At 41.9% G+C, this 17,154-nt stretch carries 18 protein-coding genes and 1 other annotated feature; all 18 genes read right to left on the bottom strand.

The window, feature by feature from the left end:
- Positions 1-7: 7 nt before the first annotated feature.
- Positions 8-190 carry a preprotein translocase subunit SecE gene (gene secE, locus IOC57_RS16795; RefSeq protein WP_053349076.1) on the bottom strand — a complete coding sequence of 61 codons (183 nt, stop codon included), beginning with the start codon at positions 188-190 and terminating at the stop codon, positions 8-10.
- 51 nt (positions 191-241) lie between these two features.
- Positions 242-391, bottom strand: a complete 150-nt coding sequence (gene rpmG / locus IOC57_RS16790; RefSeq protein WP_081113075.1) for a 50S ribosomal protein L33 — start codon at positions 389-391, stop codon at positions 242-244.
- Positions 392-593: 202 nt separating this feature from the next.
- Complete coding sequence (sigH, locus tag IOC57_RS16785; RefSeq protein WP_094246690.1) at positions 594-1,226, bottom strand: RNA polymerase sporulation sigma factor SigH; 633 nt, start codon at positions 1,224-1,226, stop codon at positions 594-596.
- An 85-nt stretch (positions 1,227-1,311) separates the two neighbouring features.
- A complete protein-coding gene (locus IOC57_RS16780) occupies positions 1,312-1,821 on the bottom strand; it encodes an NYN domain-containing protein (RefSeq protein WP_034305067.1) in 510 nt (169 codons plus the stop codon).
- A gap of 4 nt (positions 1,822-1,825) precedes the next feature.
- On the bottom strand, positions 1,826-2,569 hold the full coding sequence (gene rlmB, locus IOC57_RS16775) for a 23S rRNA (guanosine(2251)-2'-O)-methyltransferase RlmB (protein WP_063235788.1): 744 nt from the start codon (positions 2,567-2,569) through the stop codon (positions 1,826-1,828).
- Positions 2,566-2,988: a Mini-ribonuclease 3 gene (locus tag IOC57_RS16770; protein ID WP_207439798.1), complete on the bottom strand. Its 423-nt coding sequence runs from the start codon at positions 2,986-2,988 to the stop codon at positions 2,566-2,568. The genes rlmB and IOC57_RS16770 overlap by 4 nt, the downstream gene beginning before the upstream one ends.
- 3 nt (positions 2,989-2,991) lie before the next feature.
- A complete protein-coding gene (gene cysS / locus IOC57_RS16765; RefSeq protein ID WP_207439797.1) occupies positions 2,992-4,389 on the bottom strand; it encodes a cysteine--tRNA ligase in 1,398 nt (465 codons plus the stop codon).
- A 1-nt stretch (position 4,390) separates the two neighbouring features.
- Positions 4,391-5,032 (bottom strand): serine O-acetyltransferase, encoded by a 642-nt coding sequence (gene cysE / locus IOC57_RS16760; RefSeq protein ID WP_286184951.1) that lies wholly within the window; start codon positions 5,030-5,032, stop codon positions 4,391-4,393.
- Between the two features lie 94 nt (positions 5,033-5,126).
- Positions 5,127-5,375, bottom strand: a binding site (T-box leader).
- Between the two features lie 42 nt (positions 5,376-5,417).
- Positions 5,418-6,875, bottom strand: coding sequence for a glutamate--tRNA ligase (gltX, locus tag IOC57_RS16755; RefSeq protein ID WP_207439796.1), 1,458 nt, complete (start codon positions 6,873-6,875; stop codon positions 5,418-5,420).
- Positions 6,876-6,964: 89 nt separating this feature from the next.
- Positions 6,965-7,444: a 2-C-methyl-D-erythritol 2,4-cyclodiphosphate synthase gene (ispF, locus tag IOC57_RS16750; protein WP_207439795.1), complete on the bottom strand. Its 480-nt coding sequence runs from the start codon at positions 7,442-7,444 to the stop codon at positions 6,965-6,967.
- Between the two features lie 14 nt (positions 7,445-7,458).
- Positions 7,459-8,148, bottom strand: a complete 690-nt coding sequence (gene ispD, locus IOC57_RS16745) for a 2-C-methyl-D-erythritol 4-phosphate cytidylyltransferase (protein ID WP_207439794.1) — start codon at positions 8,146-8,148, stop codon at positions 7,459-7,461.
- 21 nt (positions 8,149-8,169) lie between these two features.
- The gene (locus IOC57_RS16740; RefSeq protein WP_207439793.1) at positions 8,170-9,267 is read right to left on the bottom strand and encodes a PIN/TRAM domain-containing protein; all 1,098 of its coding nucleotides are present in this window, start codon (positions 9,265-9,267) and stop codon (positions 8,170-8,172) included.
- A gap of 226 nt (positions 9,268-9,493) precedes the next feature.
- Positions 9,494-10,567, bottom strand: a complete 1,074-nt coding sequence (gene disA / locus IOC57_RS16735; RefSeq protein ID WP_207439792.1) for a DNA integrity scanning diadenylate cyclase DisA — start codon at positions 10,565-10,567, stop codon at positions 9,494-9,496.
- A 2-nt stretch (positions 10,568-10,569) separates the two neighbouring features.
- On the bottom strand, positions 10,570-11,958 hold the full coding sequence (radA, locus tag IOC57_RS16730; RefSeq protein ID WP_207439791.1) for a DNA repair protein RadA: 1,389 nt from the start codon (positions 11,956-11,958) through the stop codon (positions 10,570-10,572).
- 197 nt (positions 11,959-12,155) lie between these two features.
- The gene (clpC, locus tag IOC57_RS16725; RefSeq protein ID WP_207439790.1) at positions 12,156-14,597 is read right to left on the bottom strand and encodes an ATP-dependent protease ATP-binding subunit ClpC; all 2,442 of its coding nucleotides are present in this window, start codon (positions 14,595-14,597) and stop codon (positions 12,156-12,158) included.
- 129 nt (positions 14,598-14,726) lie between these two features.
- Positions 14,727-15,803: a protein-arginine kinase McsB gene (mcsB, locus tag IOC57_RS16720; protein WP_207439789.1), complete on the bottom strand. Its 1,077-nt coding sequence runs from the start codon at positions 15,801-15,803 to the stop codon at positions 14,727-14,729.
- Entirely contained in the window at positions 15,800-16,351 is a 552-nt protein-coding gene (gene mcsA / locus IOC57_RS16715) for a protein-arginine kinase activator protein McsA (RefSeq protein ID WP_207439788.1), read from the bottom strand. The genes mcsB and mcsA overlap by 4 nt, the downstream gene beginning before the upstream one ends.
- A gap of 21 nt (positions 16,352-16,372) precedes the next feature.
- Positions 16,373-16,834, bottom strand: coding sequence for a CtsR family transcriptional regulator (locus tag IOC57_RS16710; protein ID WP_048677843.1), 462 nt, complete (start codon positions 16,832-16,834; stop codon positions 16,373-16,375).
- Between the last annotated feature and the right edge of the window lie 320 nt (positions 16,835-17,154).

Genomic DNA, 17,154 nt, shown 5'->3' with positions numbered 1-17,154 from the left:
GAACCTCTTATTCAATAACTAAGCGAATTAATTCAGAAATGCCCAAATCGACCACTGTAAAGAATAAAGCCATAAACAATACAGTCGTTACTACCACGATTGTATATTTGGTAAGCTCCTTGCGTTTCGGCCAGCTTACTTTTTGCATTTCGCGAGCTACTCCGCTGAAAAATTCGGTAAGACGTTTCATGAATGTATCCTCCAAGCATTAGAAGCTTCTGTCAATCTATTTATAAAACGGTTATTTCGTTTCTTTATGAATCGAGTGTGAGTTGCACGTACTGCAAAATTTCTTGATTTCCAGTCGTTCGCCGCTTGTCGATTGTTTACTCTCATAACTATAATTCCTTGAACCGCAATCAGTGCAGGCAAGAACTATTTTTTTTCGCATTAGATACACCTATCCTATCTACTATATCCATAAAACCTTATCACGACTGTTTTTTATTGTCAATATCAAAGCGGTTTAGCCCATTATGGACCTCGAAAAATCAAAAGCGCGGTTTACTTAACTTCCATTAAAAAATCATAGTGAATAATAAACTTCCATGTGGAGAAGGGACAGATGAAATTAAGCGGAAAAAGCGGAGGGATTATAAACTGATTTCCCTTACTTCCAGATAGCGCTCGAGCTTTCTTTTCACCCGCTGAAGGGCGTTGTCGATTGACTTAACATGCCGGTTCAACTCTTCCGAAATTTCTTGGTAGGTTTGTCCATCCAGGTAAAGAGCTAACACTTTTCTCTCAAGATCACTCAGGAGCTCGGCCATCTTTAATTCGATATCGTCAAACTCTTCTTGGTTGATGATCAGTTCTTCCGGGTCCAAAACTTTCGTACCCGATATAATATCCATTAGAGTTCGATCCGATTCCTCATCATAAATGGGCTTGTCCAGGGAAACATAGGAATTGAGCGGAATATGTTTTTGACGTGTTGCTGTTTTGATAGCTGTAATGATCTGCCTTGTAATGCATAGTTCTGCAAATGCTTTAAAAGAAGATAACTTATCCCCTTTAAAATCACGGACTGCTTTATATAAACCAATCATACCTTCTTGCACGATGTCTTCCTTATCGGCACCAATCAAGAAATAAGTCCTTGCCTTCGCTCTTACAAAATTACGATACTTTTGGATCAAATAATCTAGCGCTTCACTGTCTCCAGTGTGCACCAACCCTATCAATTCATCATCCTCAAACTGCAGATACTTTTCGTTCAGCTTCATTCCGAATTTGAGACCCACATTTTATCCCCCTGACCTGACTCAGATAGAAATATTATACAGCAGGTAAATTTTACCCGTCAATGGCTCAAATTTTACCCCGGCGCCATTTTTCGAAAATTTCTGCCACTTCTTCACTTAAAGGAATTTTAGCCACGGGTCTTATCGTCGTTGTTTTTCTTACATCTTTCTTGATTTCACCTTGAATTTCTTCCATTTCAATAAGCAGTTCACGAGCAGATTTCCTTAGGGCCCCTTGGCCAAAGATCACCCACTGTTCCGTAAAGTCGGAAGTTGCCACTTGAATTTGCGTTTTGACATTATTCAGTTCAATGGCCATCTTTTCTATTCTTTCATCCGCAGTTTCATTTTCTTTTGTAAAAATTACATCAACTTTGTGATTTTTGAATATGCGGGCAATTCCCTGAACATATTGAGCGTCAAATACAACAATTACACGATATCCGGTAAATGCTTGATATTCCGCCATCATTTCTATCAATCGATCTCTTGCGGCAGCAAGATCCCGTTCTTTTAATTCTCTCAGTTCCGGCCAAGCTCCAATAATGTTATAACCGTCCACCAACAGAATATTCATTGCATCATTGCCCTAGGGGATTTCTTTTTCTATAAACCTCATACATCAATAAACCGGCTGCTACCGATGCATTTAACGAAGTTACTTGTCCTGCCATAGGGAGACGGATGAGAAAATCACATTTGTCCTTCATTAACCTGGCCATACCTTTTCCTTCGCTGCCAATAACAAGTCCGATAGGCATCTTTCCGTCCATGTTACGGTAATCATCGCTGCCTTTCGCATCGGTACCGACTATCCATACCCCTCGCTCTTTCAGCTCTTCCACTGCTCTTGCCAAATTTGTAACGCGGGCCACCGGAATATATTCGATTGCACCCGTCGAAGCTTTTGCCACTGTTGCCGTCAAGCCCACCGCTCTTCTTTTTGGAATGATGATTCCATGGGCCCCGACTGCATCAGCCGTCCTCATGATCGAACCTAAATTATGCGGATCCTCAACTTCATCAAGAATCATGAAAAATGGTGCTTCGTCCCGTTCAGCCGCTTTTGCGAATAAGTCATCCAACTCCACATATTCATATGCAGCAACTTGTGCAATAACGCCTTGATGGATGCCTTCTGCCATTTGGTCAATTTTTTTCTTCGGTACGATTTGCACGAATACCTTCTTTTCCTTCGCCAGACCGATAAGAGGTTGCATTGAGCCTTTTTGCGAGCCCTCGGCTATCCAAATTTTATTAATATCCCGTTCGGAGCGAAGTGCTTCCAATACGGGGTTTCTGCCAATGATATATTCTTCGCTCATGGGTTACTCCCCTTTTCTTCTTCAATGTATTCAATGGATTTTTTGATGAGTTCTTCCATTCTTTCTATTCGACCGGATAAATACAAAAATCCCATAAGTGCCTCGAAGGCTGTACTGTAGCGATACGTTTGCACATCTGTATTCTTCGGAACCGTACCGGATTTTGCATTTCGGCCGCGCCGGACGACAGCGGATTCCTCTTCCGATAACCGATCTGACTCCAGGAAAAAGTGGATGATTTTATTTTGCGCTTTAGCAGCTACAAAAGATGTAGCTTTTTTGTGAAGCAGATTGGGCTTGACTGCTCCTTTTTGAATGAGGTGATGCCGTATATACGTTTCGTATACAGCATCACCTATATATGCTAAAGCAAGACTGTTCAGCATTTTTGCATCTACCTTACTATCGTAATGAAGCATTAATTACCCTCTTTTCCATCTTGTACCTTGAGGGGTATCCTCTAATATGATATTCATGTTTTTCAAGCGATCACGAATTTCATCAGATAACCCAAAATTGCGGTCTTTCCGCGCTTGAATTCTCTGCTGTATCAACCCTTCGATTTCTTCATCCAAAAGCCCCTCTTCTTCAAGGGACAAACCTAGGACAGAAAATAAGATGTTGAATTTATCAAGGAAAGCATCAATCACTTCCTTGTCTGTGTTTTTCTCCATCAAGTAATAATTTGCCTGTTTGGAAAGTTCAAAGAGCATGGATATCGCATTAGCTGTGTTGAAATCATCGTCCATTTCCTTAATGAATTGTTCATGTAATTCATTAAGTTTCTCCAACCAAACATCATCATTCTCAGTCAATCCATCACTTACTTGAAGGCGATGCTTTAAGTTTTGATATGATGTCCTTAAGCGATCAAGGGACGCTTTTACATTTTCAAGCACTTCTTCACTATAATTGATGGGGTGACGGTAATGTACAGACAACATAAAGAAGCGTAACACTTGTGGATCATGCTTCTTTATGATGTCATGCACAAGGACGAAATTGCCTAGGGACTTAGACATTTTTTCATTTTCAATATTTATATACCCGTTATGCATCCAATAATTCGCAAACGTTTTGCCCGTCAATGCTTCGGATTGTGCAATTTCATTTTCATGATGCGGGAAAGCCAGATCTTGACCTCCTGCATGAATATCGATTGTATCACCCAAATACTTTTTAACCATTGCGGAGCATTCGATATGCCAGCCAGGGCGCCCCTTCCCCCATGGGCTCTCCCAAGATATTTCATCATCCTTGGCCGTTTTCCAAAGGGCAAAATCAAGGGCATCTTGTTTTTTCTCCCCTATTTCGATACGTGCCCCCACTCGCAGCTCATCGATGGACTGATGTGAAAGTTTTCCATAACCCTCAAACTTACGGGTGCGGTAATACACATCCCCTTCAGATTCATAAGCGAATCCTTTCTCAATCAATGTCGAGATGAATTCAATGATTGCATCCATATTCTCCATTACGGTTGGGTGAGCATCCGCTTTTTTGCAACCCAATGCGGACACGTCTTCAAAATAAGCCTTGATGAAACGCTCTGATATGGTAGGGACATCTTCCCCCAATTCTTTTGCCGCACGAATCAGCTTATCATCCACATCCGTAAAGTTCGAAACGAATTGAACATCATATCCACGGTATTCCAAATACCTCCGAACGGCATCGAATACGATTGCCGGTCTTGCATTACCAATATGAATGTAGTTATAGACAGTGGGTCCGCATACGTACATCTTCACCTTACCCTCTTCAATCGGGACGAAGGTTTCCTTTTTTCTTGTAGCTGTGTTATATATTTTAATCGCCATATTATAGACTCCTTTCTTCCTGCTTCTGTTCAGCCAGCTTCGCTCTTAAGGTCTTGATTTCACTATCCAATTCCTTAAAGCGATCAGCAATTGGATCAGGAAGATCACAATGATTTAGGTCTTTATTAATTTTGATACCATCTTGAATGACCACTTTTCCTGGAATGCCCACCACTGTAGAATTAGGCGGCACTTCCTTTAAAACGACCGATCCTGCACCGATCTTTGAGTTTTCCCCAACAGTGATGGAACCCAGCACTTTTGCTCCTGTAGCAATCAACACATTATCTTTTATCGTAGGATGACGTTTTCCTTTTTCCTTTCCGGTCCCCCCAAGGGTTACACCTTGAAAGACAGATACATTGTCGCCAATTTCACAAGTTTCGCCAATGACGATCCCCATTCCATGGTCAATGAAGAAACGTCGGCCAATCGTAGCCCCTGGATGAATTTCAATCCCGGTAAAAAACCGACTGATTTGAGATATACTTCTTGCCAGGAAAAAGAATTTCTTCTTAAATAGTGCGTGAGCCATCCTATGACTCCAAATCGCATGTAAACCCGCGTACGTCAATATGACTTCCAAATAGCTGCGCGCCGCAGGATCTTGATCAAAAACCACTTCGATATCTTCTTTAAACATCTTTAACAAAATGATTCCCCCCTATGTTCCGTCCTTTTCCAACATCCCCTTTTGAAGCTTTTAAAGCATATAAAAAAGCGTCTCTGTCCAAATAGACAGAGACGCTTAAAGCGCGGTTCCACTCTGTTTGGAATGTACGAACCAGGTAAAGCTTTTTCCTGTTTTCCCATCCCCAACTTTAATCCCTGTAACGGAGGACATTCCGCCTGTGCCTACTATAGGTTAGTTCAGCAAAGGACTCAAGGGTGCATTTCGGAAAACGAGAGGCTTGAACCACTTTCAGCAGGTTATGGTTCTCTCTAAAAAGCTTCGTTTACTTACTTCTCCCCATCTACGCGTTCTTTTGTAAGATTATTAAATACTATATTACATTTTCGACAAATTGTTAATATAAAATACTCTGAATACGCTGTTTAATTTTTTCCTTGCCCAGTAATGAAATCGCCTTAGGCAAGTCAGGACCATGTGTTTGACCCGTGACGGCCGCTCTTATCGGCATGAATAATTTTTTCCCTTTGTGACCTGTGCTTTTTTGTACGGCTTTTATCGACTTCTTGATTTCATCCGCATTAAATACTTCAAGCCCTTCGATCTCCTTAAGGAAAGCCTTCATGACTTCCGGTACCTGTTCTTCAGCCAGCACTTCCTTAGCTTCTTCCTCGAATACGACCTCATCCTTGAAAAACAGTTCAGATAACTCAACTATTTCCGCTCCATAGCTCATTTGCTCTTGGAAAAGGGAAACTAGCCCATGTACCCACTCTTCTTCTTCTGCAGTCAGTGTCTCAGAAACCTTCCCTGCTTTAATTAAGTGAGGCATTGACAATTCCACTGCACGATTTTCGTCCAATTGCTTCACATATTGGTTATTCATCCATGTAAGTTTTTGTTTATCGAAAAGTGCAGGTGATTTAGACAGCCGATCAGCATCGAAAAGATTAATGAATTCTTCCTTCGTGAAAATCTCCTCTTCGCCAACCGGAGACCACCCTAGTAGTGTAATGAAATTGAATAAGGCTTCAGGTACATAACCAAGCGCTTCATATTGCTCAATGAATTGAATGATCGACTCATCACGTTTACTCAGTTTCTTCCTGCTTTCGTTTACAATCAGTGTCATATGTCCGAATACCGGTGGTTCCCAGCCGAAAGCTTCATAAATCATCAATTGTTTTGGAGTATTGGAGATATGATCATCACCGCGAAGGACATGGGAAATCTTCATCAAGTGATCATCGACTGCCACTGCAAAGTTATAGGTTGGAATGCCATCCTTTTTAACGATGACAAAATCACCAAAGCCATCTGTTTCAAACGAAACCTCATCTTTAACCATATCTTTGAAAGTAAGGACCTTTCCCGCTGGAACGTCAAAGCGAATGCTCGGTTTTCTTCCTTGAGCCACTAGATTCGCTTTCTCTTCTTCAGTTAAATGCTTACACTTCCCTGAATATTTTGGTGTTTCATTCCGTTCGACCTGTCCTTCACGCTCTGTTTCAAGCTCCTCTTCCGTACAATAGCATTTATATGCCAAACCTTTATCTAAAAGTCCTTGATACAATTCCTGATAAAGGTCGTTCCTTTCGGATTGACGATATGGCCCGTATTCACCGCCAACATCAACACCTTCATCCCAATCCATACCAAGCCATTTCAAATATTTAAGCTGACTTTCCTCTCCGCCTTCAATATTTCTCTTTTTGTCGGTATCTTCAATACGGATGATGAATTTCCCGCCTTTATTTCGTGCGTATAAATAATTAAATAAAGCAGTCCGTGCATTACCAATATGTAAATGTCCAGTCGGACTCGGTGCATAGCGAACTCGAATATCGCTGCTCATGATATATATAGACCTCCCAGTCGTTCTATTCTATTGTATATATTATCATTTAAATACATTGGGATAAAGGCATCCACTCTAAAAACGATTTAGTTTGATTTAACCAATAAGACCACAGCCTGTGCCGCAATCCCTTCGCTCCTGCCGGTAAATCCCAGCTTCTCGGTAGTGGTCGCCTTTACATTAATTCTGTCTATCGACGCATCTAAAAGTTCAGCAATCCTGCCTCGCATTTCCTCAATATACGGTGCCATTTTCGGGGTTTGTGCAATGATTGTACAATCCGCATTGCCTAGGGAATATCCTTCTTTTTTTACAATCGCCCAAATATACTGCAGCAGTTTTGCCGAATCGGCATCTTTAAATTCAGGATCGGTATCCGGAAAATGCTTACCGATATCCCCTGCACCAATTGCCCCCAAGCAGGCATCAGCAACAGTATGCAGAAGGACATCCGCATCCGAATGCCCTAGCAAGCCTTTCTCATACGGAATCGTAATCCCGCCAATAATCAAAGGCCTTCCCTCCACAAGCTGATGAACGTCATATCCTTGTCCTATTCTAAACATATCATTCTCCCCAATCATCGTTTTCCATGTTGTTGTTTATGTAAAATCGCTTCTGCAAAATATAGGTCTTCCCGAGTCGTAATTTTAATATTATCATAATTGCCCTCAATAATAACTACCTGTTCATTGATCCGCTCTAGCAAACTTGCATCATCCGTCCCTAAAAACGCTTCCGCTTCAGCCTGTTCATATGCCCTTTTTAATATGGATACACGAAAAGCTTGTGGAGTTTGCACCGCCCACAAGCTTGATCGTTCCACTGTCTCCACTACCTTTTTATTTGCCGCTTTTTTAATCGTATCCTTAACTGGCACTGCAATTACGGCACCTCCATGAAGGGAGGCGGCAGTGGTCAATTCACTGATTTGCCCAAGATTGATAAAAGGGCGGGCACCGTCGTGGACCAGGATGATTTCTTCTCCTGCATGTTGCAGTCCATTATGAACGCTTTGTTGGCGCTCCTTGCCACCCATGACCAGTTTCTTGACCTTTTTAAGCCCATACGCTGCTATCAATTGACTGAAATAACCCTTTTCTGCCGGGTTTATCGAAAGGATAATCCCCCGACAGTCAGGATCTTCTTCGAAGACACGCAGTGTATAAACAATAATCGGAATACCCGATAGTTCAATAAAAAGTTTATTCTTGCCCGCCTTCATTCTTTTGCCTTGTCCAGCTGCAGGTATCACTACTTCATAAAACATAACGGTTTCTCCTACTCTTCTTTATAATGCTTTTTCTAATAGTTTCGGTTTAGCGAATATCATACGGCCTGCAGATGTTTGCAATACACTTGTGACAAGTACATCGATGCGCTTCCCGATATGGTCACGGCCACCTTCGACAACGATCATCGTGCCATCGTCTAAATAAGCGATGCCCTGGTTCTGCTCTTTCCCGTCCTTTATGACCTGAACATTCATCTCTTCCCCAGGAAGTACAACAGGTTTAACCGCATTGGCCAGGTCATTGATATTAAGGACCGCCACATTTTGAAACTCGCATACTTTGTTTAAATTGAAATCATTGGTAACGACCATTCCGCCCGATATTTTGGCAAGCTTCACCAGTTTACTGTCCACTTCCTGGACGTCTTCAAAATCCCCTTCGTACATCTCCACTTTAATCGGAAGGTCTTTTTGAATCCGATTCAAGATATCCAAACCACGTCTTCCACGATTCCTTTTCAATGCATCAGATGAATCGGCAATATGCTGCAGTTCGTTTAATACGAATTGAGGAATGACTATGGTGCCCTCCAGAAAGCCTGTTTGACAGATATCCGCAATTCTACCGTCAATGATGACGCTTGTATCGAGAATCTTCAGCCGCTTGCTATACCCCTCTTCATCCTCTTCACTTGCTTCACCGTCAGCATTCTTTTTCTTATTGCTTTTCGTAAATAAATTCAATAGTTCATCACGTTTTTTAAAGCCCACCTGGAAACCAAGATAACCAAATAAAAGCGTAAGGATGATAGGAACCACTGTATTTAAAATAGGAACCTTGATGGCACTGAAGGCGGAGCCAACCAAGAACGCCGCAAGCAGTCCCACTAAAAGACCGACGCTGCCAAAGATTATATCCGTACTTGGTATCTTTACAAGCTGTTCCTCCAGCCACTTCATAAAATAGATCACATGATCTACAGCCCAAAAAGTAATAAGATAAAAGATAATGGCACCCAACAGTACACTTACATAAGGATTGTTTATTAAAGCAATATCGTCTGCATGTAAAACAATTAATAATTCTGGAATAAGTAACATACCAAGTGTTCCGCCGACTATTAAGAAGCATGCTTGTATAATGCGTTTTAACATCCCTTTCACCTCCCTCTACTCATTATTGACCAATAAAATAAAATGAAACCTTCGAAAATTCGTTTTCATTATATACGTTAAATTCACTTAAGGAATTAGTGGATTTACAAATATGAATTCTTCTCTTTTTCGTAATATTAGCCTAGCACCCTAAGTTTTGAGTGTCAAAAATAAACACCGATCAATTTCAGGCTGATTCAGGTAAGTCTTGAAGGTCAGCTGCCCCTTACATCCTTCTATTTGTGACCAGCTGATTTTTTAAAATGCGGAGTCCTTCTTTGATTTTATTGGCCCGGACTTCGCCTATCCCCTCCACATCGTCAAGGTTTTCAACCGTTGCTTTATTGACTTCACCAAAGCTCCCGAACTGTTTCACTAAATTTTCGATGATCAAACCCGGCAAGCGTGGGATTTTATGAAGAATACGGTAACCACGGGGATGCACTGACTCATCAAGATGTATGTATCCATGATAGCCCAGCACCTTTAGAAGAATGCTTTCATCCAGTTTTTCCTGCATGGCCAACTCTTGAAGCCTGGAAATGATTTCCTCGGGATTTTCATCATTACTGGAGGTATAATCCTTGATAAGCCATTTTCCCTCCGTTTCAATATCCGCCAGAATTTCATTCATTTGCAAACGGATCAACCTTCCCTCTGTACCAAGTTCATTAAGGTATGTTAATAGCTCCGCCTTGATTCTGAGCACCATTACATAACGGTGAAATACCTGCAAAAGGTCGGCATAGGTCACGATTTCCTCAAACTCGAGCGCTCCTAAAACGGATATGCTCTGCTGAAGGACCACCTTGTATTTTTCCAAGGTCTGGATGGCTAAATTAGCCTTGGCAAGTATGACTCCTATATCTTTAAGGGCATACCGGAAATTGCCTTGATATAAAGTGATGACATTCCGGCGTTGTGAGATTGCGACGACCAACGACTTGGTCTCCCTTGCCACACGTTCCGCCGTCCTATGCCTCATTCCCGTTTCAGTGGAAGGCGTACTATTATCCGGCACTAATTGGGCATTTGCAAAAATGATCTTATCGGCAGTTTCATTTAAAATGATGGCCCCGTCCATCTTCGCCAACTCATATAATGTGCTTGGAGTACAGCTGCAGTTGATTTCGAATCCGCCATCTACGATCGTTCGCACCTTCTCGTTATATCCGACGACTATCAAACCACCTGTATTTGCCCTCAGGACATTTTCAATTCCCTCCCGAAGCGGGGTACCCGGAGCTACAATTTGCAGAATTTCCAATTTTGTTTTCTCATACCCTTTTTTATCTGTCATACTTAACCCCCTAACGTTTGTTTAAGAGCCTCCGACACCGATGAAACACCAACGATCTTAATGCCTTTCGGCGCAGTCCATCCCCCTATATTATTAGCCGGAATTATAACCCGCTCAAACCCTAATTTCGCTGCTTCCTGCACCCTTTGTTCAATTCGTGACACCCTTCTTACCTCCCCGGTCAGCCCCACTTCACCAATAATGCAATCGGCAGGGTTTGTTGGTTTATCACGGAAGCTTGATGCAATGCTTATTGCAACCGCCAGGTCAATTGCCGGTTCATCCAGCTTGACGCCACCAGCAACCTTTAAATACGCATCTTGGTTTTGGAGCAGCAATCCAACTCTCTTTTCCAGAACAGCCATTAAAAGCGAAACTCGATTGTGGTCAATTCCCGTGGCCATTCGCCTTGGATTTCCAAAACTTGTAGGTGAAATCAATGCTTGAATTTCGACAAGCACTGGCCTTGTGCCCTCCATGGAAGCGACGACTGTGGAGCCCGAGGCTCCTTGCGACCGTTCTTCAAGAAAAATTTCCGATGGATTCGCAACCTCTTCCAAACCATGTTCTTTCATTTCAAAAATACCCATCTCATTCGTCGAACCAAAGCGATTTTTGACCGCACGTATAATCCGATATGTATGGTGTCTTTCCCCTTCAAAATATAAAACGGTGTCAACCATGTGCTCAAGCAGCCGTGGCCCTGCGATGGCCCCTTCCTTTGTAACGTGCCCGACGATAAAAATAGCGATCCCGTTCGTTTTAGCGATGCGCATGAGTGAGGCTGTGCATTCCCTTACTTGTGAAACGCTTCCTGGGGCAGATGTAACCTCCGAATGGTATACCGTTTGAATGGAGTCAATAATGACCAAATCTGGTTTTACCTCTGTAATTGCCTGTTGGATATAGTCCATGTCGGTTTCGGCATAAACGTATAGATTTTCCGACATGGTCCCAAGCCGGTCCGCTCTCAATTTGGTCTGCTTGACTGATTCTTCACCTGATATATAAAGCACTTTTTTCTGTTTATGCGCCAATTGGGATGATACCTGTAAAAGCAGGGTGGACTTTCCGATACCCGGATCTCCACCGATCAATACAAGGGATCCCTGTACGATCCCGCCCCCAAGGGCACGATTCAATTCCATTAAATCCGTCTTAATCCGTGGTTCCTTTTCTGATTGAATAGTCGTTATGGGTGCTGCCTTCTCCCGTTCCCCGGAACCTCTAACCTCTGAATGGGTAAAAGCGCCTTTTCTAGCTGGTTTAACGATTTCGGTTTCCTCGACCATTTTGTTCCATTCACCGCATCCTGGGCATTTCCCCATCCATTTCGCGGACTCATAACCACAAGACTGACACATGAATTTCGTTTTCTTCTTTACAGCCATAAATTACTCCTCTTCCTTTGGGAAAAATATCTATATTAAGGATATTATATCTCTGTTTTATTTAAACCTTCTTAAGGCTAAGTTTTTTCAAAAAATATTCACCCTGCTTGTTCCATTTATACTCATATCTACCTATGGATAAAAAACAGAGGTACACTGCAAAAGAATCTGCGTGTACCTCGAAGTTTAGGATCAGGTTATTCACTTACATTAACAGGCTCTCCTTGTCGGATTGCAAACTCATTATTCACGACATCCATTACGACCGTTTGCCCTTTTTTCACGTTGCCCTTAAGCAACTCTTCGGATAGATAATCTTCTACATGCTTCTGAAGCGCCCTGCGGATTGGCCGTGCCCCATATTCCGGATCAAAACCTTCCGTAGCAATTTTTTCTCTAGCCGCATCAGTCATCTCCAAGTATATCTCCTGTTCTTTCAAACGGGTAGTAAGCTGATTTGACATTAATGTAACGATTTGTTTCAAATGATCCTTCTCTAATGAGTGGAACACGATAGTTTCATCGATACGATTCAGGAATTCCGGACGGAATGCACGTTTTAGTTCTTCCATCACTTTCCCTTTCATATTTTTATAATCCTGGCCAGTATCCTGGATGTTAAAACCGACATACTTATCAGTTTTCAGGGCCGACGCCCCTACATTCGATGTCATAATCAGAATGGTATTCCTGAAATCGACAGTACGTCCCTTGGAATCTGTCAGTCTTCCGTCTTCCAATACTTGAAGAAGAATATTGAAGACATCCGGATGCGCCTTTTCTATTTCATCAAGCAGAACGACGGAGTATGGTTTCCTCCGCACTTTTTCCGTTAACTGACCGCCTTCTTCGTATCCAACATATCCTGGAGGGGACCCAACAAGACGTGAAGTCGAATGTTTCTCCATATATTCGGACATATCGATGCGGATCATGGCATCTTCATCACCAAAAATGGATTCAGCTAAAGCACGGGCCAGCTCGGTTTTACCGACCCCTGTAGGTCCCAAGAAGATGAATGAACCAATTGGACGCTTAGGATCTTTCAAACCTGCTCTTGCACGTCTTACCGCTTTAGAAACCGCAATGACGGCCTCTTCCTGCCCAATTACACGATCATGGAGGATTGCCTCCATATTAAGCAGTTTGTCTGACTCTGTTTGCGCCAATTTAGTGACTGGCACTCCCGTCCAGCTGGATACGACATGAGCAATGTCTTCCACTGTGACTTCACTGTTCTCCTGCCCTTGTTTTTCTTTCCAAGTTTTTTTCGTTTCTTCCAATTGTTCTCTTAAGCGTTGTTCTGTATCGCGAAGCGAAGCAGCTTTTTCAAATTCCTGACTCTGAACGGAAGCATCCTTTTCCTTACGAACATCATCTAGCTTTACTTCAAGTTCCTTTAAGTTAGGTGGCGTTGTGTAGGAACGAAGCCTAACCTTGGAACCAGCTTCATCAATCAAGTCAATCGCTTTATCCGGTAAAAAGCGATCGGAAATATAACGGTCGGATAATTTGACTGCGGCATCAATCGCTTCGTCAGTAATCGATACGCGGTGATGTGCCTCATAACGGTCACGCAGCCCCTTGAGAATTTGGATGGATTCCAAAATAGTCGGCTCATCGACTTGGATTGGCTGGAAACGGCGTTCAAGCGCAGCGTCCTTTTCAATATACTTACGGTACTCATCCAAAGTTGTAGCACCGATACATTGTAATTCACCACGTGCCAATGATGGCTTAAGGATATTGGAGGCATCAATGGCGCCTTCTGCACCACCTGCACCAATCAATGTATGCAATTCATCGATGAATAAGATGATATTTCCTGCCTGACGGATTTCATCCATAACTTTCTTCAATCGGTCCTCAAATTCACCACGATATTTAGTACCAGCCACAACAGTACCCATATCAAGTGTCATTACGCGTTTATCACGCAAAATTTCAGGTACCTCATTATTGATGATCTGTTGGGCAAGCCCTTCAGCAATGGCTGTTTTACCTACCCCAGGTTCACCGATCAATACTGGGTTATTTTTTGTACGCCGGCTTAGTACCTCAATGACACGCTGTATTTCCTTACTTCTTCCGATAACGGGATCCAAGCTTCCTTCCCTGGCGATCGCCGTTAAATCACGGGCTAGGCCATCCAGTGTCGGCGTGCTTGCATTTGAAGCGGCTGAACCTTGATGACCGCCTGATTCATTGCTGCCCAAAAGTTGTAATACTTGTTGTCGGGCTTTATTTAAACTTACTCCAAGATTATTCAATACCCGGGCAGCAACACCTTCCCCTTCTCGTATAAGACCTAGAAGAACATGCTCTGTCCCAACATATGAGTGACCTAATTTTCTTGCCTCATCCATGGAAAGCTCAATGACTTTCTTCGCTCTTGGGGTATAATGTATCGTTTGAGCTGTATCCTGTCCGCGACCAATAAGATTTTCCACTTCTTTCTGAATCTTATCCGGACCCAATCCAAGAGCATATAACGCCTTGGCTGCAATACCATCACCTTCTCGGACCAGACCAAGTAAAATATGTTCCGTGCCAATATTATTATGACCTAAACGGATTGCCTCTTCTTGGGCTAATGCTAATACTTTCTGGGCTCTTTCAGTAAAACGACCAAACATCATAGGGAATTCCTCCTTAAGAATTTTCGTTTAAATAAAATTGCTGGCAATTCTTTAAGTAATGGCAGAAGCATTTTCGTGCTCCATATCTATTACATGAAATTTGATACTCCCTAAAGAGGTCAATGACCTCTATGAGGAGGAAGATTCCGTGAAATTCAAGCGTTCCCGGATGAGTGCTGCCCGACGGATATCCCTTTCATGGGGTCTTAATGGGCCGCCTGCATACTTTTGTAAAAATCCCGACTGCGTCAAAATCATCAACTCATTCAGAATGCTTTTAGAAATATTTTTTATATACCCAAGATCTATCCCTAACCTAACATCGGAGATACAGGTAGCAGCTTCCTTGGTCTCGATGATTCGAGCATTGGACAAAATCCCATATGAACGGAAAATTCTATCTTCTAATTGTATGTGGGAAGTCCTCTCTAATGCATTCCTCGCTGACCGTTCCTGGGCTATGATTTGTTGCACTACACTTGTTAGATCTTCAACGATATCCCTTTCCGACTTTCCAAGAGTAATTTGATTAGAGATTTGAAAAATATTTCCTAACGCTTGACTGCCCTCTCCATAAATCCCTCGAACCACCAACCCCAATTGGTTGATAGCCGGTATGATATTATTCATCTGCTGTGTAAGGACCAGGCCCGGAAGATGCATCATGACTGAAGCCCTTAATCCTGTTCCCACATTAGTCGGACAACTAGTTAGGTATCCTCTTTCTTCATCATATGCATAGTCTATGGATTCTTCAATCCAATCGTCAAGAACATTTGCAATCTTTAATGTTTCCTTTAGCTGCAGCCCCGACATTAGACATTGAATACGGAGATGATCCTCCTCGTTTATCATGATACTTATTTCTTCATTTTCCGAAAGGAGACATGCACTTTTCGCCGAATCTTCAACTAATTGAGGACTGATTAAATGTTTTTCAACAAGAACGCGTTTTTCCAGTGGCTGCAATTGGTCAATCTCTAAAAGTTCCAGTTTCCCAATATCTGGTGTTACTTCCTTTTCGATTCTTTTTTTGACCAATTCAATGATTTTTTTAGCTTCTTCGTTAGAAAAGGAGGTTGGGAAGGTAAAGTCCTTGAAATTCCTGGCCAGCCGAATCCGCGAACTCAATACAATATCAATTTCCGGACCTTCGGCACACATCCAGGAACTTAAGGCGTTTTCTACAAACTTTTCCAAGCTCATAATTCCTCGCCCCCCTCTTGTACTTCATACCTTTTTTCAAGGGAACGAACCTTATCTCTTACCTCTGCCGCTTTTTCAAACTCCTCTTGATCAATGTGGACCTTCAAAACTTCTTTCAAGTCCAAAATTTGCTTTCGAAGATATATGGTGCCACCAATCCTTTTTGGAATTTTTCCTATATGTGCTGTATTGCCGCTATGAACCCTCTTTAAAATGGGATTTAACTGTTCATTGAACGTCTTATAACATTCGGCACAGCCAAACTTACCAATATGGACAAATTCTTTATAAGATCGATGACAATGCGGGCAACGCCTCTCTTCCGTTTTGGGAAATGCATTTGCCTTTGTCTGTTGAATATTCGACTCCATATTCAACAATCCTGCTAATAAATTATTTATTGAAAAACCCGGACCACCTGCATCCATGAACATTTCACCTTTTTCCTGAGCACATTTCTCACAAATCATGACTTCAGTCTTCTTTCCATTGATGATTTTGGTGAAGTGCAGGGTAGCAGGTCTTTGTTGACATTCTTGGCAAATCAACGTTCATCACCTCTGCCAGTTTCATTTATATTTTAAAGTCGTAAGCATCGCAGTTAAAATTCTTGCCCTAAGCTCATCGCGATCAGGTAGGTCGATATAAATCACCGATCTATCTATGACGCTCATCATAATCTTTGCTTCTCTTTCATTAATGACGTCTTCATTCATCAGCCTTGAAATTACACCTTCAGCCATCGATTGAGTTACCCTGGAGCCAATAAGCGATAATAATTGGTTGATGAGTTGCACGGAATCCTGTGATTCGACTTTCATGATGCGTATATAACCGCCACCTCCACGCTTACTTTCTACAACATAACCTCTCTCGATCGTAAACCTGGTATTGATTACGTAATTGATTTGAGAAGGAACACACTGAAATTTATCTGCTATTTCACTTCTTTTAATCTCTAAGATATCTTTTTGACTTATTTCAAGTACTTGCTTTAAATAAGTTTCGATAACATCAGATATGTTTCTCACTCAGCCTCCTCCATTCTGACTTTGACTATATTTGACTATTATTATACAAGGAATAATCCATTTTGCAACTTAAACGCACTTTCTTTCTGCATTATCCATTTTCTCCAAATTATATGTAGTTGCATACCCCATTGAACATTAAAGTTGAAATATCTTACATAAATACCCTTAATCGATAAATGTAAAACCTGATATTTTTTCTTCTTCTTAAGGTTTCACCACTGAATTTTGTTCATTCCCCGCATGATATTGTAACCGATTCAAATAAGGCCGGCCCTATACTGTCCCTGGAAATATAAAACCCTTTTTTAATTACAAAC

The organism is Bacillus sp. SD075, assembly GCF_017355165.1.
Lineage (GTDB): Bacteria > Bacillota > Bacilli > Bacillales > DSM-1321 > Peribacillus.
This window is presented reverse-complemented; position numbering and strand designations above follow the sequence as displayed.